The 18741-nt window shown below is 55.2% G+C and carries 17 protein-coding genes; 4 read left to right on the forward strand and 13 right to left on the reverse strand.

Translation table 11 applies throughout. From position 1 onward, the window contains the following. Nucleotides 1-73: 73 nt before the first annotated feature. The gene (fabB, locus tag JK231_RS06965; RefSeq protein ID WP_034825147.1) at nt 74-1294 is read right to left on the reverse strand and encodes a beta-ketoacyl-ACP synthase I; all 1221 of its coding nucleotides are present in this window, start codon (nt 1292-1294) and stop codon (nt 74-76) included. A 155-nt stretch (nt 1295-1449) separates the two neighbouring features. Here fabB and mnmC point away from each other — a divergent pair, with 155 nt between their 5' ends. After that, entirely contained in the window at nt 1450-3462 is a 2013-nt protein-coding gene (mnmC, locus tag JK231_RS06970) for a bifunctional tRNA (5-methylaminomethyl-2-thiouridine)(34)-methyltransferase MnmD/FAD-dependent 5-carboxymethylaminomethyl-2-thiouridine(34) oxidoreductase MnmC (protein ID WP_211728261.1), read from the forward strand. 30 nt (nt 3463-3492) lie between these two features. Here mnmC and JK231_RS06975 read toward each other — a convergent pair whose 3' ends face one another. From JK231_RS06975 to prmB, 6 genes are all read right to left on the reverse strand, one after another. Further along, complete coding sequence (locus tag JK231_RS06975) at nt 3493-3774, reverse strand: YfcL family protein (protein ID WP_034825151.1); 282 nt, start codon at nt 3772-3774, stop codon at nt 3493-3495. A 156-nt stretch (nt 3775-3930) separates the two neighbouring features. Further along, complete coding sequence (locus tag JK231_RS06980) at nt 3931-4476, reverse strand: elongation factor P hydroxylase (protein ID WP_034825153.1); 546 nt, start codon at nt 4474-4476, stop codon at nt 3931-3933. Nucleotides 4477-4543: 67 nt separating this feature from the next. Further along, nucleotides 4544-5341, reverse strand: a complete 798-nt coding sequence (locus JK231_RS06985; protein WP_034825156.1) for a sulfite exporter TauE/SafE family protein — start codon at nt 5339-5341, stop codon at nt 4544-4546. Between the two features lie 130 nt (nt 5342-5471). After that, nucleotides 5472-6296 (reverse strand): penicillin-insensitive murein endopeptidase, encoded by an 825-nt coding sequence (mepA, locus tag JK231_RS06990; protein ID WP_211728262.1) that lies wholly within the window; start codon nt 6294-6296, stop codon nt 5472-5474. A gap of 7 nt (nt 6297-6303) precedes the next feature. Next, entirely contained in the window at nt 6304-7389 is a 1086-nt protein-coding gene (aroC, locus tag JK231_RS06995) for a chorismate synthase (protein ID WP_211728263.1), read from the reverse strand. A 45-nt stretch (nt 7390-7434) separates the two neighbouring features. Continuing rightward, complete coding sequence (prmB, locus tag JK231_RS07000; RefSeq protein WP_211728264.1) at nt 7435-8367, reverse strand: 50S ribosomal protein L3 N(5)-glutamine methyltransferase; 933 nt, start codon at nt 8365-8367, stop codon at nt 7435-7437. 156 nt (nt 8368-8523) lie between these two features. Between prmB and smrB the strand changes: the two genes are divergently transcribed. Then, nucleotides 8524-9072 carry an endonuclease SmrB gene (gene smrB / locus JK231_RS07005; protein WP_034825165.1) on the forward strand — a complete coding sequence of 183 codons (549 nt, stop codon included), beginning with the start codon at nt 8524-8526 and terminating at the stop codon, nt 9070-9072. A 58-nt stretch (nt 9073-9130) separates the two neighbouring features. Here the strand turns inward: smrB and sixA are convergent, their stop codons facing one another. The 4 genes from sixA to JK231_RS07025 all read right to left on the reverse strand — a co-directional run bounded on the left by sixA (nt 9131) and on the right by JK231_RS07025 (nt 13712). Beyond that, nucleotides 9131-9613, reverse strand: a complete 483-nt coding sequence (gene sixA, locus JK231_RS07010) for a phosphohistidine phosphatase SixA (RefSeq protein ID WP_034825272.1) — start codon at nt 9611-9613, stop codon at nt 9131-9133. 195 nt (nt 9614-9808) lie between these two features. Next, nucleotides 9809-11938: a fatty acid oxidation complex subunit alpha FadJ gene (gene fadJ, locus JK231_RS07015; protein ID WP_211728265.1), complete on the reverse strand. Its 2130-nt coding sequence runs from the start codon at nt 11936-11938 to the stop codon at nt 9809-9811. Then, complete coding sequence (gene fadI / locus JK231_RS07020) at nt 11938-13248, reverse strand: acetyl-CoA C-acyltransferase FadI (RefSeq protein WP_211728266.1); 1311 nt, start codon at nt 13246-13248, stop codon at nt 11938-11940. The genes fadJ and fadI overlap by 1 nt, the downstream gene beginning before the upstream one ends. A gap of 167 nt (nt 13249-13415) precedes the next feature. Then, nucleotides 13416-13712 carry a YfcZ/YiiS family protein gene (locus JK231_RS07025; RefSeq protein ID WP_072226461.1) on the reverse strand — a complete coding sequence of 99 codons (297 nt, stop codon included), beginning with the start codon at nt 13710-13712 and terminating at the stop codon, nt 13416-13418. A gap of 358 nt (nt 13713-14070) precedes the next feature. Here JK231_RS07025 and fadL point away from each other — a divergent pair, with 358 nt between their 5' ends. Then, on the forward strand, nt 14071-15354 hold the full coding sequence (gene fadL, locus JK231_RS07030) for a long-chain fatty acid transporter FadL (protein ID WP_097116550.1): 1284 nt from the start codon (nt 14071-14073) through the stop codon (nt 15352-15354). A 45-nt stretch (nt 15355-15399) separates the two neighbouring features. Here fadL and JK231_RS07035 read toward each other — a convergent pair whose 3' ends face one another. Further along, nucleotides 15400-16296, reverse strand: coding sequence for a LysR family transcriptional regulator (locus tag JK231_RS07035; RefSeq protein ID WP_211728267.1), 897 nt, complete (start codon nt 16294-16296; stop codon nt 15400-15402). Between the two features lie 107 nt (nt 16297-16403). Here JK231_RS07035 and JK231_RS07040 point away from each other — a divergent pair, with 107 nt between their 5' ends. Next, nucleotides 16404-17915, forward strand: coding sequence for an MFS transporter (locus JK231_RS07040; protein WP_211728268.1), 1512 nt, complete (start codon nt 16404-16406; stop codon nt 17913-17915). Between the two features lie 33 nt (nt 17916-17948). Here the strand turns inward: JK231_RS07040 and mlaA are convergent, their stop codons facing one another. Next, nucleotides 17949-18716, reverse strand: coding sequence for a phospholipid-binding lipoprotein MlaA (mlaA, locus tag JK231_RS07045; protein WP_045813678.1), 768 nt, complete (start codon nt 18714-18716; stop codon nt 17949-17951). Between the last annotated feature and the right edge of the window lie 25 nt (nt 18717-18741).

The raw sequence follows: 18741 nt of genomic DNA on the forward strand, positions 1-18741 counted from the left end.
GCAAGCGGCGGGTGAATTGTCAAAAACAACAGGGGCCGGATAGACCGGCCCCTGGAAAACGGTGATCACGCTATTAAGCTGGCAGCTTACGCATGGTTAAGGTGGCGTTGGTGCCGCCGAAACCGAAGCTGTTGGACATCACGGTGGTCAGCGCTTTTTCAGTCGGCTGCGTCACGATGTTCAGGCCTTTACCCGCTTCATCAATCTCTTCGATGTTGATGCTTGGTGCGATGAAGCTATGCTCCAGCATCAGCAAGGTGTAGATCGCTTCCTGCACGCCCGCTGCACCCAGTGAGTGACCGGTCATGGCTTTGGTAGCAGAAATGTACGGTGAGTTGTCACCAAACACTTCGCGAATCGCACCCAGCTCTTTCACATCACCGACAGGTGTAGAAGTACCGTGGGTGTTGAGGTAATCGATTGGGGTATCAACGCCCTGCATCGCCATCTTCATGCAACGCACTGCGCCTTCGCCTGATGGTGCCACCATATCAGCACCGTCAGAGGTCGCGCCGTAGCCAACGATTTCTGCGTAAATGTGTGCGCCACGTGCCAGAGCATGTTCCAGCTCCTCAACCACCACCATGCCGCCGCCGCCAGCGATAACGAAACCATCACGGTTCGCATCATAGGTACGGGAAGCTTTTTCTGGCGTCTCGTTGTATTTGGTAGACAGTGCGCCCATCGCATCGAACTCACAGGCCATTTCCCAGCTCAGCTCCTCGCCGCCGCCAGCAAACACGATGTCCTGTTTGCCCAACTGAATCTGCTCGACCGCGTTACCGATGCAGTGTGCGGAAGTGGCACAAGCAGAGCTGATTGAGTAGTTCACACCGTGGATTTTGAATGGGGTAGCCAGACAAGCTGATACACCTGAACCCATGGCTTTGGTCACCACATAAGGGCCAACGGCTTTCAGACCACGCGGGCCACGCATCGCATCGGCACCGAAGACCTGGTAACGCGGAGAACCACCGCCTGAACCGGCAATCAGACCCACGCGTGGGTTGTTCTGATACTGCTCGTCAGTCAGGCCGGAATCCTGAATCGCTTCTGCCATAGACAGGTAAGCGTAGATTGAAGCATCACTCATGAAACGCACGATTTTGCGATCGATGAGCCCGTTGGTATCCAGTTTGACGTTGCCCCATACGTGGCTGCGCATACCGATATCTCTCATCTCTTCAGAGAAAGTGATACCCGAACGGCCTTCACGCAGAGAAGCCAGCACTTCTTGCTGGTTATTACCAATGCTGGAAACGATACCCAGGCCAGTAATCACTGCACGTTTCATTCAATAGTCCTCATTCCACTTCTTTTGGATTGACGTGCACTCTAGCTTACAGTTGTAAGCCGAACAAGTCCGATCAGCCATTTCCTTTTGTAAATTTGCGTCATGTGACGGCAGTCGTTAAAATCGCGCCACTGCCTGAAAAACGAGCCTTTCCCGTGAAATTAGCCCCGGTTGAACACGCGCAATTAAACTGGAATGATCAGGGTACACCTGTTTCCCGAGCATTCGATGACGTCTATTTCTCCAACGACAACGGGTTGGAGGAGACGCGCTATGTTTTCCTCAACGGCAACCAAATTCCTCTCCGTTTCGCTCAACATTCACGCGATATTTTTATTGTCGCGGAAAGCGGTTTTGGGACGGGTCTGAACTTTCTTACCTTGTGGCAAGCGTTCGATCGCTTCTGTAGCGAACATCCCGACGCGACACTTAAGCGTCTGCACTTCATTAGCTGCGAAAAATTCCCACTGACGCAAACCGATCTGGTCGCAGCGCACGCACACTGGCCTGAGCTGGCGCACTGGTCAGAACAGTTACAGCAACAGTGGCCACAGGCGCTGCCGGGTTGCCAGCGTTTACTGTTCAACAACGGTAAAGTCACGCTCGATCTCTGGCTCGGTGATATTAACGCGCTAATTAATACCTTTGATGACAGTCTCAATGCTCAGGTGGATGCATGGTTTTTAGATGGTTTTGCGCCGTCTAAAAATCCGGAGATGTGGACGCCGGAACTGTTCGCCGCCATGGCCCGTCTGGCCCGGCCGGGTGGGACGCTGGCGACCTTCACCTCGGCAGGTTTTGTCCGTCGGGGATTACAGGAAGCAGGTTTTACCGTGGCTAAGCGCAAAGGCTTTGGTCACAAACGCGAAATGCTAACGGGCGTAATGGAGCAGGTTGCTGCCCTGCCCCATAGCCAACCGTGGTATGCCCGCCCTGCGGCTCGCACTCAGGAAGTGGCGCTGGTTGGCGGTGGCGTGGCGAGTGCCGTACTGGCGCTGGCGCTGTTGCGCCGGGGCTGGAAGGTGACGCTTTATTGCGCGGATGCAGCACCTGCGCTCGGTGCTTCCGGCAACCGTCAGGGCGCACTTTATCCGCTGCTCAATCAGCACGATCCCGCTCTCGCCACGTTCTTCCCTGCGGCGTTCACCTTTGCCCGCCGTTTGTATGACCAGCTACCGGTGATGTTCGAGCATGACTGGAGCGGTGTATTGCAACTCGGCTGGGACAGTAAAAGTGCCGATAAGATCGCCCAAATGCTGGAGATGGGATTGCCGCATGATGTGGCGTACGGCGTAAGTCAGGAGGACGCGCAGCAATTAGCGGGCGTCGAAACCGGTAGTGGTGGCATTTTCTATCCTCAGGGCGGCTGGCTCTCTCCGTCGCAACTGACCAGCAACCTATTGGAGCATGCGCAAACGCTGGGTTTACGCCTGCACTGGCTGCATCGCGTCACCACGCTGGAAACCACGACTGAGGGCTGGACCCTGAACTTCAGCGAGCAACCCTCGGTAAATCATCAGCAGGTGGTGCTCGCCAATGGCCATGCGCTGCTGGAAATTGAGCAAAGCAAAGACTTGCCCGTTTACGCGGTGGCGGGTCAGGTCAGTCATGTGCCGACCAATCCTAAGCTGGGCGCGTTAAATACCGTACTCTGCTATGACGGCTATCTCACGCCAGTCAGCCCGAATTTCAGCACCCACTGCATCGGGGCCAGCTACCATCGTGGCGATACCACAACCGATTTCCGTGCTGACGATCAGCAGGAAAACCGCCAGCGCCTGATGAACTGTCTGCCGGATGCAGAGTGGCCACAGCAGGTGGATATCAGTGATAACGAGGCGCGTGTTGGCGTGCGCTGCGCAACGCGCGATCACTTACCAATGAGTGGCAGCGCGCCTGATTACGCCGCAACGCTGGTGCAATATGCTGATTTGCCGGGGCAACGAGCACGGGGTGAAACCCTTGCCGATGCACCGGTTCATGCCGGTTTATTTGTGCTGGGTGCGCTGGGTTCACGCGGCTTGTGCAGCGCGCCGCTGGCGGCGGAAGTACTGGCGGCACAGATGAGTGGTGAGCCGCAACCGCTGGATATCACCACGCTGGCGGCATTGAATCCGAATCGTTACTGGGTAAGAAAATTGCTGAAAGGTAAGAAAGCGGGACGCTAGGATGGCGGGGCGAGCGGCCGCCCCGACTTATCAGGCGGTCTGACGCGCCTGCTGGAACAAATTATCCCACATGCCAATCACCAGCGCCTGATCGCGTGGTGACAGTTCACCTGCGGCAATCGCATTTTGCAGGCTGTTGGTCACATGGATTTGCAGCGCTTCTGGCGTGTGCTCACCGCTGATTTCAATCTCAGCCACCGCCAGGGTCAGATGACCACGCAGATAGCCACCGGCAAACAGCTCGTCGTCACTGGCGTGATCAACCATATCGTCAATCAATGCCAGGATGCGGGATTCGAATTCTACGATCATCGTCTTGTTCCTTATTGCCCTTGATACGCCGCGCCGCTACTGCGCTGGCTTCACGCTCTTGCCCCGTTACACGCTGGTTCGCGTTCCCGGGGGTCGTTCATTCGCCGTTATGCTGCAACGCGGGTGACTTTGGGTCATTAATAATATGTTTGCGAATCACAGATCTTCCGGCCACGGGAAGTGTGCCGCCGTCAGCGCTGGCGTACCGTAATAGCTGGCTAACGCATCGATAAAACGTGCCGGACGTGCCGGGATACCCTGCTCAAAATAAGTCATCACCTGAGCATGGACCTTGCGCTGGAACGCGATGCGATCGGGTTCACAATCGCCTTCGAGGTTGTCACAGCTGACATTGAAGGGAAAGCCCGCCGCGACACAGAACAGCCACTCCAGCGCCTGTGGCTTGACTTCCACTGACTCGAACTGACTTTGCGTTTGCGCATCCCGCCCATCCGGGCAGTACCAATAACCAAAATCCACCAGCTTGCGGCGCGCTTCACCGGCAATACACCAGTGAGAAATTTCGTGCAGCGCGCTGGCGTAGAAACCGTGAGCAAACACCACGCGGTTCCACGGCGATTCCTCATCAGCTGGAAGATAAATAGGTTCGTCATCGCCTTTAATTAGACGGGTCTGAAAGTCTTCAACAAAGCAGCCATCAAAAATATCCACCAGCTGCTGGTAATGATGTTCTGTACTCATAATATTTTAATCTTTAAAAAAATTAGCGCCATTGTCGCATTGGCAGCCGTTCTTGACGAGTACTGCTTTACAGCGTGGCTATCCACGCCAGCAACGCGCTGCCATGGCTATCCCACAATAATTTGGCGCTCATCACAGCGGATACAGTCACCACCATCGGGCGGATCAGCTTCTGACCCCGGCTCAGCACCAGTCTGGCGCCGATACGCGCGCCCACGAATGCGCCAATCAACATGATCACGCCCGTGCCCCACACTACCTTTCCGCCGAACATAAAGAACAGCAGACTGCCGAAATTGGAGGTGAAATTTAGGACTTTGGCGTGGGCGGTGGCCTTGGCAAGATTGAAGCCACACAGCGTCACAAACGCCAATGCATAGAATGAACCGGCACCCGGACCAAAAAAGCCGTCGTAAAAACCGACGCAACCACCGCCGACCAGCGCAAAAGCGATCCCCTGCAGGCGATGCTCACGGTCCGACTCGCCCAGCCGCGGCATTAACAGGAACCATAAACCGATGCTGATCAGCAGGAGCGGCAAAATCTGTCGTAGTACATCCGCCTGGATATGCTGAATCAGCACCGTGCCACACACCGCACCGATAAAGGTCATGGCAATGTTCAGCCGCTGTTCGCGCAGATTCACCGCGCCGCGACGCACAAAGTAGAGGCTGGCAGAGAAAGATCCGCCCACCGACTGTAACTTATTGGTGGCTAAAGCCTGAGCAGGAGAGAGTCCCGCAGCGAGTAATGAAGGAACGGTGAGTAAGCCACCGCCGCCGGCGATGGAGTCGATAAACGCTGCCAGCACCGCAACCAGAAACAACACGCCCAGCAATAGGGGGCTAACAACAAAGAGGTCCATTTTTTTCTCGTAAAGTTAACCCGACCATTCTTATTGCAGGCTGGGCATCCGTGCTCTCTCCTGGTCTCACACATATCTGTGTCTGGGAGAGAGAACGTTGCCAATACTGCTGCAACAGGAAGCGTCACGGCTAGAGTAAATGACGATCTAATAGTGCCTGACAGGATGGCGGCAACGGCGGCGGCGTTTTCTTCACAGGCGGCGTGCTACCCGGTTTTTTCGGCAGGAACCAACTGTCTAACTCTGCACCACAACCATCACCCGGCGGCGGCGCAGCCTGATTTTCACACTCCAGACTGCCTGCCGGACAGCGCAGACGCACGTGCATGTGGGCACGATGGGCAAACCACGGGCGCACTTTATTCAGCCATGCACGATCGCTTCCGGCATCCGCACAAAGCTGCTTTTTAATCGCCGGATTGACGAAGATACGTGTCACTTCATTATCTTTCGCCGCCAGCTTGATCAGGCTGTCGATCTGCGGCTGCCAATGACGCGCAATCACTTGCTTATCATCCGGTGCCACCAAATCCAGTGGCTGTGGCTTCAGCAGCTGCTGCGCCGTCCAGCGGTTTTGCGGCAGCTGCAACCAGATATCGACATCCAACCCGGTTTGATGGCTGGCATGCCCACTGCTGAAGCGCCCGCCGGCCGCCATGCCCATGTCACCAATCAACACCTGCCCCAGCTGCAGTTGATGCACCTGGGTACTGAGACGCTGAATAAAGGCAATCAGATCGGGATGGCCGAAATAACGCCGCTGATCCTGACGCATGACCTGATAATTGGGTGAATTGAGTGGCAGTTGCTGTGCACCGACAATACAGCCGTTGGCGAACCCGCCAATCGACTGTGGGCTGCCAGCAATCGGCTGATGGATTTGCTGCCAGGGCGTGGCAGCAAACGCGGCCGCACTGCACAACAGCGCGGCAATGGTGGTGAGCAGGCGGCGCATCCGTGGCTTACCAGCGCGGAACGCTGCTGTTGACGTCACCGTTCTGCGCACGCTGGCGCAGCAGGTGATCCATCAACACAATCGCCATCATCGCTTCGGCAATCGGTACCGCACGAATGCCCACGCACGGATCGTGGCGACCTTTAGTAATCATCTCCACTTCTTCGCCCTCACGCGTGATGGTTTTACCCGGCACGGTGATGCTTGAAGTCGGCTTCATGGCCAGGTTCGCACTGATGGTCTGGCCGCTGCTGATGCCACCCAAAATGCCACCCGCGTGATTGCTCTGGAAACCGTCGGCACGAATCTCATCGCGATGCTGGCTACCGCGCTGGTTAATCACTGCGAAACCGTCACCGATTTCCACGCCTTTTACCGCGTTGATGCTCATCAACGCATGAGCCAAATCGGCATCGAGACGATCAAATACCGGCTCGCCCAGTCCCGGTGGCACGTTCTCTGCCATCACCGTGACTTTAGCGCCGATCGAGTCGCCCTCTTTCTTCAGGCCGCGCATCAGTTCATCCAGCGCTTCCAGCTTCGAGGCATCCGGGCAGAAAAACGGGTTCTCTTCAACGATGCTCCAGTCTTTCAGCTCGCAGGTTACATCACCAATCTGTGCCAGATAACCACGTACCTGAATGCCGTGCTTCATTTGCAGATACTTTTTGGCAATCGCACCCGCCGCCACGCGCATCGCGGTTTCACGCGCAGAGGAACGGCCACCGCCGCGATAGTCGCGCAGGCCATATTTTTGCTCGTAGGTGTAATCCGCATGGCCGGGGCGGAACATATCTTTGATTGCGCCGTAATCCTGTGAACGCTGATCAGTATTTTCAATCAGCAGGCCGATAGAGGTGCCGGTGGTGACGCCCTCAAACACGCCGGACAAAATTTTCACCTGATCCGGTTCGCGGCGCTGGGTGGTGTAGCGCGATGTGCCCGGACGGCGGCGATCGAGATCGTGCTGAATATCCGCTTCCGTAAGAGGAATGCCTGGCGGCACGCCATCAACGATGCAGCCCAGCGCAATACCATGCGACTCGCCAAAGGTGGTTACGCGAAAAACTTGTCCAATGCTGTTACCGGCCATTGTGGTTCCTTGTTGCGATGTTGCGGGCGATGTCTCGCCCCATTTTTAGTCTTTGTAGAAGGAGAAGTGATGCTGTGCCGCTACGATCTGCTCGCGCGTCAGCATAAACACACCGTCACCGCCGTTATTGAACTCCAGCCAGGTAAACGGCACATCCGGGTACTGATCCATCATATGCACCATGCTGTTGCCCACTTCGCAAATCAGCACGCCCTGCTCACTCAGATAATCCGGGGCACAGGCAAGAATACGGCGCACCAGTTTCAGACCATCACTGCCTGCTGCCAGACCCAGTTCTGGTTCGTGGCGATATTCATTCGGCAGATCGTCCATATCTTCCGCATCCACGTACGGTGGATTGGTGACGATCAGATCATATTTGACCTGCGGCAGGCCACGGAACAGATCGGAGCGAATGGGCGTGACGTGGTGGATCAAACCGTGTTCTTCAATGTTTTGCTCGGCCACGGCCAGCGCATCAGTGGAGATATCCACCGCATCGACTTCCGCTTCCGGGAAGGCATAAGCACAGGCGATCGCGATGCAGCCACTGCCGGTACACATATCGAGAATGTGGTGCGGTTGTTCAGCAACCAGACCGGCAAAACGGTTTTCAATCAGCTCACCAATCGGCGAACGCGGCACTAACACGCGCTCATCGACATAGAATTCATGGCCGCAGAACCAGGCTTTGTTGGTGAGATAAGCCACCGGAATGCGCTCGTTAACGCGGCGAATCACACGTTCAACAATGCGGTGACGCTCGCTGGACGTCAGGCGCGCATTGCGCATATCTTCAGGGATATCCAGCGGCAGCCAGAGCGTGGGCAGAACCAGTTGGATTGCTTCGTCCCAGGGATTATCCGTGCCGTGGCCGTACCAAATGCCTGCCGCCGAAAAACGGCTGACAGCCCAGCGCAGCATATCCTGAATGGTGTGCAGTTCACTCACTGCCTCATCGACGAAAATCTTGTCCACGTAGCCCTCCGCAGGCCTTAAAATCAATTGGCCGATAGTGTGCCACGAAGCCGGGCAGAATTCAGCGCAGCGAGGCGAAAAAGCTGACATTTGTTAACGCTAAGCGTTAAGGTATGCCACCGGCTATTAACCAGCCCTTTAACCCTAATTTGAGCCATGAGTAAGAAGACGCCCCTAAACCAGGACGATCAGGCGCTGTTTCGTGAGTTAATGAGCGGAACGCGTAAGCTGAAACAAGACACTATCGTGCACAAACCGGTAGTGAAAACCCGCGAAGTCCCGCTGAAAAGACTGCTTTCCGAGCAAGCCGATAACAGTCACTACTTCTCAGATGAGTTTCAGCCTTTGCTCTCCAGCGAGGGGCCGATGCGTTATGTGCGCGCGGATGTCAGTCATTACGAGCTGAAGAAATTGCGACGCGGCGATTACACGCCGGAAATTTTTCTCGATCTTCATGGTTTAAGACAGCAGCAGGCCAAACAAGAGCTGGGGGCGCTCATTGCCGCCTGCCGCCGTGAACACCTGTTCTGTGCCAGCGTGATGACCGGGCACGGCAAGCATATCCTCAAGCAGCAAACACCGCTGTGGTTGGCGCAACATCCGCATGTGATGGCATTTCACCAGGCACCGAAGTTATTTGGCGGCGATGCCGCGCTGCTGGTGCTGATTGAAGTCGAAGAGTGGCAACCACCGGAGCTGCCTTAATCCTTAAAAAGGAAAGGGCCGCAGAAGGCGGCCCATAGAGATATGACTTTTGGTGACATTACATCGCTTTGGCCAGTTTTGACGGGCTGACCTGCCACTCCAGTTTGCCTTCACAGGCGTCTGCATCAAAGTTCACATAAGCAATTGCCGACGTAGCAAACATCGGTGGCGCTTCCTGCGGGCAAAGCTCTGAAACCAGATAGCCCACCAGCGGCAGATGCGAAATGACTAAGGCTGATTTCACACCCTGCTGCGCCAGCGCCTGCAGATAACAGGCCACCATGCCCGGATCGCCACCTGGCGTCAGTTCTGGTAGCACGTCCTGCCCTTCTGGCAGCTTCAGTGCCTCACGAACCGTGGCGAGCGTCTGCTCTGCACGGAGATAAGGGCTCACTAACACCCTTTCGATATCCAGCGCCTGGCCGTTTAGCCAGCTCGCCATCTGGCGCGATTCGTCACAGCCACAGATTGTGAGTGGGCGTACTGAATCACTCGCTGCTTCCAGAGCTGCATCGCCATGACGCATGATAAAAACTTGCATAAAGCACCGCTGTTGTTTGTCGATATCGTCGGGTACCACAGCACCAGACGCTTCATTCTGCGAATGAACGCTGTGTTTTACCCCAATGGCTTCAGTATAGTCAACCGGTTGTTTATTAAATAAGCACATCTCAGAATGGTGCCGCACCACCTTCTTCATGGCACCATAACTAACCCGCTGAATCTGTGCGCCTATTCATATTTGTGCAGAAGTGTAAAAATTCGTTTGCGCTTCTGACATTGCCATTAAAGCGTCACAGGGCGCGAAACGATCGCCATGTTGCTGCATTAATGCACGTAATGTATTGACGATTTGGCTGACGCCGCGTTGATCCATATAGCGGAACGGCCCGCCGAGAAAGGGCGGGAATCCGATGCCAAATACCGCCGCGATATCACCATCCCGAGCATTGCGCACCACGGACTCGTCCAGACAGCGTGCGGCCTCATTCAGCATCATCATCACGCAGCGTTGCGTAATCTGTTCTTCGTTCTGCTTTGCCTGCGGCCTGACGTTAATCAGGCCATAGATAGAGGCATCCACTTTGCGTTTTCCCGGCCAGCGAGCCGCGTTGTAAAGGTAAAATCCTTTCTGGTTTTTACGCCCTTTGCGGCCATCGGCCAGGATGGCATTGACCGCCTCGGGTGCGCTGAAACGCTCGCCATAAGCCTGCAGCAAAATCGGACTGATTTTGCTGCCGACATCAATGCCCACTTCATCCAGCAACTGTAACGGCCCGACAGGAAAACCGAACTTCACTAACGCGCGATCGATATGGTCCACCGGCTCCCCTTCCAGCAAACAGCGCATGGCTTCATTTATATAGGGCGCGAGAATGCGGTTGACGTAAAAACCGGGTTTATCGGCCACCACCACCGCTGTTTTGCCTTGCTGACGCGCCAGCTGAACCGTGGTCGCCAGCGTTTCAGCCGAGGTGCCCGCATGCGGAATCACCTCCACCAGCGGCATTTTGTCCACCGGACTGAAGTAATGCAGACCAATCACATTCTCTGGGCGCTGCGCGTTGGCGGCAATATCACCAATCGGCAACGAAGAGGTGTTGGAAGCGAAGATAGTGCGCGGCTGACAATGACTTTCGATATCCGCTACCATCTGCTGCTTCAACGTCAAATCCTCAAATACCGCTTCAATCACCAGATCGCGCTGGCTGAACCCCTGATAATCGATACCGCCGCTGATGCGCGCCATCTGTTGTTGACGCTCAGCGGGTTTCAGCTGGCGCCGCTTCACTTTTTGACTCAGCAGGTCCCAGCTGTATTGCAATGCATGGTTCACACCATTGAGATTGACGTCTTTAATTCGCACCGGAAAACCGGCTTTCAGCGCCGTTACGCTGGCAATACCCCCGCCCATCAATCCGCCACCGAGCACGCCGATGTGTTTTAATGCGCGCGGTTCAGCCTCGGCCACCGCTTCTTTCTTGATCGCGGTCGAGGCAAAAAACAGACTGCGCAGTGCCGCAGATTCAGGGGTCATCGCCAGCTGGCCGAAGGCGCGCGCCTCCGCCGCGTGTCCGGCGTGGCTGCCCTGCTCCAACCCCGTGCGCACCACTTGCAGAATGCGATCCGCCGCCGGGTAATTCCCCTGCGTTTTGCGGTCGGTTTGACGTTTTGCCATCGCGAATAACAGCGAGCGCGCCAGTGGCGCCTGCATCAGACGATCGCGACGCGACAACTCACGGCGAACAACCTTTCCTTTATGCACACGCGCAATCGCCGTTTCCAGCAAGATGGATTGAGGCACTGCATCGTCAACGATACCCAGTTTCAGTGCCTGTTTAGCACGCAGCTGCTTACCACTCAGAATCAGCGGTAGCGCTTGCGGCACCCCAATCAGTTTTGGCAGGCGCTGCGTCCCGCCCGAGCCAGGTAACAGGCCCAGCTGCACTTCCGGCAGGCCCAGGCGGGTTTTATCATCCAGCGTGCAGATACGTGCGCTGCAGGCCAGCGCCAACTCCAGGCCGCCGCCGAGACAGGCACCGTGGATCGCCGCGACCACCGGGAAAGGCAGCGCCGCAATCTCCGCCATTACCTCTTGCCCCTGGCGGGCTAAAGCTTCCGCTTCTTCTGCCGTCTGGCAATCGGCGATCATGCTGATGTCCGCACCGGCGACAAAGTTATCGCTTTTACCCGAAATCAGCACTAATCCCGCCAGCTTCGGATTGCTGCGCGCTTCAGCCAGCACCGCTTTTATTTGTGGGACAAACTCCGCTTTCAGCGTGTTCATCTTTTCGCCCGGCACGTCGATGGTAATGATGCCGACAAGATCGAGGCGCATGTGTAAATGGAATGCAGATGCGCTCATTATTCGGCCTCCAGAACCATTGCGCTGCCTAATCCGCCCGCTGCACAGGCGGTCACCAGTCCTAATCCTCCGCCGCGCCGCCGCAGTTCATGCAACGTTTGGGTGATCATGCGCGCGCCAGTGGCAGCAAACGGATGGCCGTAAGCAATGGAGCCGCCCAACACATTGAAACGTTCTTCATTCACTTCACCCAAGGCATGCGGGCGATTCAGTACCTCTCGCGCAAAACGCTCATCACGGAACATTTTCAGATTGGCCAGCGTCTGTGCCGCAAAGGCTTCGTGCATATCGATCAACGTCAGGTCGTTGAGGGTAATGCCAGCGCGATCCAGCGCCAGCGGTGAGGCATAAGCGGGACCCAGCAACATATCCTGCCAGACATCAATCGCAGTAAACGCGTAGCTGCGCAGATAGCCAAGCGGCGCAATTCCCAGTTCTCGTGCACGGCCTTCACGCATCAAAATCACCGCGGCCGCGCCATCGGTCAGCGGTGTGCTGTTGGCTGCCGTGACGGAACCGTGGCGACGATCAAAGGCCGGTCGCAATTTTGCGTAGTCGCTAGCGCTGGCGTTAAAGCGAATGTTGTTGTCCTGCTCAATTGGTGCTTTCCATGGCGGTACAAAGGCCGCCATCACTTCCTGCGCCAGCACGCCTGACTGCCAGGCACGTGCTGCGTGCTGATGTGAGCGCAGCACCAGAGCATCTTGTTGTTCACGTGTGATGCCGTGGGTTTTCGCCATTTGTTCGGCGGTATCACCCATGCGTAAGCCGGTGGAATACTCTGCAACCGCAGGCGGCACCGGCAACAGATCGCGTGGGCGCAGACGGCGTAAGATTTGCAACTTTTTGCTGAAGGTTCGTGCTTTGTTGAGATCGACCAGCGCGCGCGCCAGCGTCTTGCTGACGCCAATGGGCAGTACTGATGAGGAGTCTGCACCGCCGGCAATACCCGCATCAATGGTACCCGCCATAAGGCTTTCCGCCACATTCGCCACCGCCTGAAAACTGGTAGCACAGGCACGACTGACGCTGTATGCATCAGTGTGCACGCTCAATCCGCTGCTCAGCACGATTTCGCGCGCAATATTGGGCGCTTCCGGCATTTGCACCACCTGGCCAAATACCAGTTGATCGATAACGTCGACCGGCAATTCGCTGCGCGCCATCAACTCTGACACCACCATGCGCCCCAACTCCAGCGCGGGAATGCCATGAAAATCACTCGCCTGACGGGCGAAAGGCGTGCGTAATCCATGGGTTATGGCGATTCGTTCGCCCTGACGCGTCAGCAGCGGCTGCGCTTTGCTCATTGCACTCACCTGTAATTTACGACCGTAGCATCATTGCCAAACAGGTCTGACCTGATCATCAGTGTTAACCAGGTGTTGCTAAGTCGCCAATAACAGAAGAAAAAAAGTGCGAGGGAAGACACGAAAAAGAGAAAACGCTGCCGGAAGGGCTTCCGGCAGCGACAGGATTAGCGTAAGCCGAGTTGAAAAATCAAGGTTTCGGCCTGGCAGGCAAAAGTGAAATCAACATTCAGGCGAAGCCCTGGCGCTTCTTCAACGAATTCTGCGTGAATCTCGCAAGGCTCGGATTCAACCTGACGCGCTTTGTCCGTCAGGTGCTTCAGCATCGCTTCAGCCGCATGACGATCGGCAAAAGCGCCAGACCAGCTCGCCGTGCAATCGGTATTGTCCATTACGGTGCCTACATCTACGCAGCAGCACGCCGCCGTTTCCGTGGCACTGCATTTTTTAATGGCATCAGTCATTGTTTTCTCCTGACGATAAATCGACACAATCGGATCATTTTCTGACACAAAGTGTACGCCCCGCGCGGCCTGGCTTCTATCTCTCAGCGGCTAAGTGACGAATATCACACTAAAAATTGATCCAGAACAAATTTGACCGCTATGCTAGATGGGCATCGACAAGATTTTGTTAAGCAGATCTGATTTTATCGATCAAATCGGAAATATTTAAAAAACATTATTGCAACAAATACACAGGTCAGACCTATACTCGTCGCACTGGTCTGATATGTGCCTTTGTCATCAGTCCCTACAATCCGCCGTCCTTTGTTACGCGACGTAACAACGTTTAATAATAAATCTAGATGAGGTTGTGGTCATGAACCATAAGAACCTGTTTGCAAAGTCAGCTGTGGCAGCTGCATTGGCGCTTATCTCTTCCCAGGTTTACGCCGCAGGCTTTCAACTTAATGAATTCTCAGCAATTGGTTTAGGTCGTGCTTATTCGGGTGAAGGTGCGATGGGCGATACCGCCGCATCTGCCAGTCGTAACCCGGCGACCATGGCATTGATGGATCGCCCTTCTTTCTCCATCGGTACCGTTTATATTGATCCAGAAGTGGATATCAGCGGCCAGAGCCCAACCGGCAACAGCCTGAATGCGAAAAACATCGCACCGAATCAGTGGATCCCTAACCTCCATTACGTTCATCCGATTAACGATCAGTGGTGGGTAGGCGCATCCGTCACCTCTAACTATGGTCTGGCGACAGAGTTCAATGACGGTTACACCGCTGGCGGTTACGGTGGTAAAACCGACCTGATGACCGGTAACTTTAACCTTAGCACCGCTTATCGTTTGAACGAGCACTTCAGCTTTGGTGTTGGCTTTGATGCAGTTTACGCTAAAGCAAAAATCGAACGTTATGCGGGTGAAGCCGGCGCTCGCGTCGGCATGCCAGCGGATACTCAGGTTGCCCACCTGAAAGGTGATGAATGGGGTTACGGCTGGAACGCTGGCATCCTTTATGAAGTGGATAAGAACAACCGCTTCGGCTTCACCTATCGTTCAGAAGTCAAAATTGACTTTGACGGCGATTACAAGAGCAGCATTCCCACCGCTTACAACGGTACACCGCAGGCAATTGCTTTAGGTCTGCCTTACGGCACCAGCGGCCAAACCATTCCGGGTTCACTCACGCTGAACCTGCCAGAGATGTGGGAAGTGTCGGGCTGGCATAAAGTGGCACCACAGTGGGCCGTACACTATAGCCTGACCTACACCAGCTGGAGCCAGTTCCAGGAGCTGAAGGCCACGGGCAGCAACGGTCAGACGCTGTTCTATAAAGATGAAGGCTTCAAGGATGCGTATCGTATCGCGCTGGGTACCACTTACTTCTACGACGATAACTGGACGTTCCGTACTGGTATCGCGTTTGATGACAGCCCGGTTCCTGCCGATAAACGCTCAATCTCAATTCCGGATCAGGACCGTCTGTGGTTGAGTGCCGGTGCTTCTTACGCCTTCAACGAAAATGCATCAGTCGACCTTGGTATCTCTTACATGCACGGCCAGAAAGTCACGGTGAAAGAAGGCCCTTACACCTTTAACTCCGAAGGTAAAGCCTGGCTGTACGGCGCGAACTTTAACTACAAGTTCTGATGCTGAACACAGTGTGAAAAACGGCGACAGTGATGTCGCCGTTTTTTATTGCCGGCGCGACACCGGCCAGTGTTCTGCCAGAAAATCGATAAAACAACGTACGCGCGGTGATAAATAACGCCCTGGCCAAATGGCCGAAAAACCACTTTCGCGGATACAGCTTCCCGGCAGCACTTCAATCAACTCGCCCTGGTCCAGTAATTCCCGGACGACGAAATCCGGCACATAGCTGATCCCCATTCCGGCCAGCGTACTCTGCACCATGGCTTCAATGTTATTCACCGTCAGCTTTTTTACGGGTTGGAAATCCCCCGTCACCCGCAGATCGTCCAGCTCCCAATGTTGAATCAATCCCGTGGCGGGAAAGCGGAAAAGGATACAGTGGTGATCGATAAGATCTGCACTTAATGCTGGCCTGCCGTGCGCGGCAATATAGGCTGGGCTGGCACACAGCACAAAACGAAAAGGCCCCAACGCTCTCGCCTGTAAACGTGAATCCTGCATCTCGCCGCTGCGAATCGCGACGTCAAAACCTTCATCGATGACATTGACCAGCCGATCACTAAAATCACAATCCAATTCAACATCAGGATAGAGCTGACTAAATTGAGGCAACAGTGGCGTGATGAGTCGATATCCCACCACTGGCAGCGACACATGCAGTTTACCGCTCGGATGCGCCACCGTTTGAGTCATCTCGGCCTCAACATCACGCAGCTGTTCCAAAATGGGACGCGTGCGTGCCAATAGCAACGCACCTTCAACCGTCAGGCTCACGCTGCGCGTACTGCGGTTGAACAACCGCACGCCCAACTGTTGCTCAAGCCGGGCAACATTTTTCCCCACTGCCGAAGCAGAAATTCCCAGTTGCTGCGCCGCCTGCACAAAACTGAGCGTTTCAGCCGTGCGCACAAAGGAGGTTAATGCCGAAATACTGTCCATGATAAGAAACCTTTTGTCCGCAAAGTCTGGAGCCAAACCCCATTTATCCCCTTTTATATCCTCAATAATATGCGGCGTCATCTATCCCAACATTTGCGAGATAAACGATGGCAGAAATCAGTTCTCCCTCTTTGACAGGGGGCAGGATTAGCGCAACCCTGGCTATTTTGCTGGCGGCACTGTTACTCCCATTAAGTTTTACTGGCGGCGTGGTCACCACTCCCGCCATCAGCCACGCCTTACACGGTGGGCCGCTATCGCTGGCATGGTTAACTAACGGTTTTATGTTGACCTTCGGCAGCGGCTTGCTGGCGGCGGGTGTGGCGGCAGACAAACTGCGTTACAAGCGGGTGTTCATCGCAGGGCTGGCTCTTTTCTCCCTCAGCTCATTGCTGATTGCCCTAACAGACAGCACCTTTACCCTCGGTATTTATCGTGCATTACAGGGCATCGCCGCAGCACTTACGTTGGCCGGCGGAGCAACGGCACTGGCCCATCTTTATAGTGGACCGGCTCGCACGCGGGCATTTAGTTTGCTCGGCACACTATTTGGCGTCGGGCTGGCGTTTGGTCCACTGTTAATGGGCGTGATCACCGATGCATTCAGCTGGCTTTGGGTGTATGCGCTGCTGTCCACTCTGGCGGCCATCGTGGGTTTGGTGGGTCAGTTCAGTGTGGTGTCCGCGCCAGCAACACATTCCCCACCGGCAGATATTCGCGGCACGGCATTGTTTAGTCTCGCTCTCCTTGCGCTCACCACCACGCTGATCCTGTTACCCCAATATGGCGTATCGTCCTCAGCCGCGATCGTCGGCATTGTCGTGACGTTGCTGGCGGGTTGGCGCTTCATTCGCCATACGCAGCGTATCGCCCATCCCGTGTTTAGCCTGGCATTGCTACGTCAGCCGCACTTTGCTGGGGTGTTGCTGTTGCCTGTGGCCACCTGCTATTGCTATGTGGTTTTGCTGATCGTTATCCCACTTTTTTTAATGGGCGCACGTCATGTCAGCGAAACCCAAAGCGCAATTATTTTGCTGTCGCTGACGGCACCGATGCTGCTGTTCCCCAGCGTTGCGGCTGGATTAACGCGTTGGTTTGATGCGGGTAAAATTTCGGTAGCAGGCCTGTTGCTGGCCACGCTTGGATTGTTCGGCATGGGGTATGCCATCACCCTGAATGAGCTGACTCTACTTGCCTTTTCCATGGTCATCACTGGTGCGGGAGCCGCCTTGCCATGGGGATTAATGGATGGCCTCGCCGTCTCGGCGGTATCCATAGATCGCGCAGGCATGGCTGCGGGATTGTTTAATACCGTGCGCGTGGCTGGAGAAGGCATTGCTTTGGCGATCGTCATGGCGATGCTGGCACTGCTCAATCGCTTTGGTCTACAGCAGCGCTTACCAGACGTGGATGTCGTCACGCGTGACAACGCTGCCGTGTGGTTATCCGGAAGTCATATTCATCAAGCACAGGAATTACTGCCGCAGATTTCCGCATCACTGCTGAGACTCAACGTGCAGCATGCGTATCAGATACTGCTTTATGGCCTGGCAGCCATCACATTCGGATGCGCAAATGCGGTGGGGATTTTGCTAAAGCAACCCGTCAAACTGGAATAAAACAATGGCGGCTGAGAAAGCCGCCATTCAATTTTACTGCGAATCGATGTCCTTCAAATCATCCTGAATCGCACTGGCGTTCGGATTCTCTTCCGGTTTTAACTTCCCGCCGTTGGCGAGGAAATCATTACGCTGGAAGTAGGCGTTGCGGATAAACGCATAGGGATCCTGCTGCTGTTTCAGGATGGCGTCGGAATCCAACAGCTGTGCACGTGTTTCCACACCTTCCAGTGTCCATTTACCAATCGACATCGGCCAGGTCAGCCAACTCAGTACCGGATAAAGCGTATCGACATAGTCGCCGCCATCCTGACGCACCGTGAAGCTGCCATAACCCGGAAGAACCACATAAGGACCGTAGCCCACACCGTAACGACCCAGCGTGCTACCGAAGTGGTGCGGGACTTCTCGCGCCAATTCAGGATTCGCTTTGCCCGCCACATCGATAAATCCGCCCAAGCCCAATACGGTATTGAGGAAGAAACGCGTGAAGTGGATTCCTGCCTGGCGCGGTTCACCCACCAGAATCGAGTTCAGCATGCTGGCCGGTTCGTCCAGGTTGCCGAGGAAGTTGCTCATACCACTGCGCGCAGGCACCGGCACGTAATCGCGCCAGGCAACCGCAACCGGGCGCACCACATAAGGATCCAGCACGTTCATGTTGAAGTTAAACATGGTGCGGTTAAAGCCTTCGAGCGGATCGCTACGCTGGGCAGGCTGCGTTGGATCGGCCGGTTTGGAACTGGCACATCCCACCAGCAGCAAGCTGGCCAGCGCCAGACCGGTCAGGCGGTTATTCATTCTTATCTCCCTGTGCGGTTGAATA

It is taken from the genome of Pantoea sp. JGM49, from assembly GCF_018257655.1.
GTDB classification, from domain to species: Bacteria; Pseudomonadota; Gammaproteobacteria; order Enterobacterales; family Enterobacteriaceae; genus Pantoea; species Pantoea communis.

Excerpts from the sequence above, each read along its gene's own strand:
- fabB (WP_034825147.1), bottom strand. The coding sequence starts at position 1,294 with ATGAAACGTGCAGTGATTACTGGCCTGGGTATCGTTTCCAGCATTGGT.
- JK231_RS06975 (WP_034825151.1), bottom strand. The coding sequence starts at position 3,774 with ATGATCGTAGAATTCGAATCCCGCATCCTGGCATTGATTGACGATATG.
- JK231_RS06980 (WP_034825153.1), bottom strand. The coding sequence starts at position 4,476 with ATGAGTACAGAACATCATTACCAGCAGCTGGTGGATATTTTTGATGGC.
- JK231_RS06985 (WP_034825156.1), bottom strand. The coding sequence starts at position 5,341 with ATGGACCTCTTTGTTGTTAGCCCCCTATTGCTGGGCGTGTTGTTTCTG.
- mepA (WP_211728262.1), bottom strand. The coding sequence starts at position 6,296 with ATGCGCCGCCTGCTCACCACCATTGCCGCGCTGTTGTGCAGTGCGGCC.
- aroC (WP_211728263.1), bottom strand. The coding sequence starts at position 7,389 with ATGGCCGGTAACAGCATTGGACAAGTTTTTCGCGTAACCACCTTTGGC.
- smrB (WP_034825165.1), top strand. The coding sequence starts at position 8,524 with ATGAGTAAGAAGACGCCCCTAAACCAGGACGATCAGGCGCTGTTTCGT.
- sixA (WP_034825272.1), bottom strand. The coding sequence starts at position 9,613 with ATGCAAGTTTTTATCATGCGTCATGGCGATGCAGCTCTGGAAGCAGCG.
- fadJ (WP_211728265.1), bottom strand. The coding sequence starts at position 11,938 with ATGAGCGCATCTGCATTCCATTTACACATGCGCCTCGATCTTGTCGGC.
- fadI (WP_211728266.1), bottom strand. The coding sequence starts at position 13,248 with ATGAGCAAAGCGCAGCCGCTGCTGACGCGTCAGGGCGAACGAATCGCC.
- JK231_RS07025 (WP_072226461.1), bottom strand. The coding sequence starts at position 13,712 with ATGACTGATGCCATTAAAAAATGCAGTGCCACGGAAACGGCGGCGTGC.
- fadL (WP_097116550.1), top strand. The coding sequence starts at position 14,071 with ATGAACCATAAGAACCTGTTTGCAAAGTCAGCTGTGGCAGCTGCATTG.
- JK231_RS07035 (WP_211728267.1), bottom strand. The coding sequence starts at position 16,296 with ATGGACAGTATTTCGGCATTAACCTCCTTTGTGCGCACGGCTGAAACG.
- JK231_RS07040 (WP_211728268.1), top strand. The coding sequence starts at position 16,404 with ATGGCAGAAATCAGTTCTCCCTCTTTGACAGGGGGCAGGATTAGCGCA.
- mlaA (WP_045813678.1), bottom strand. The coding sequence starts at position 18,716 with ATGAATAACCGCCTGACCGGTCTGGCGCTGGCCAGCTTGCTGCTGGTG.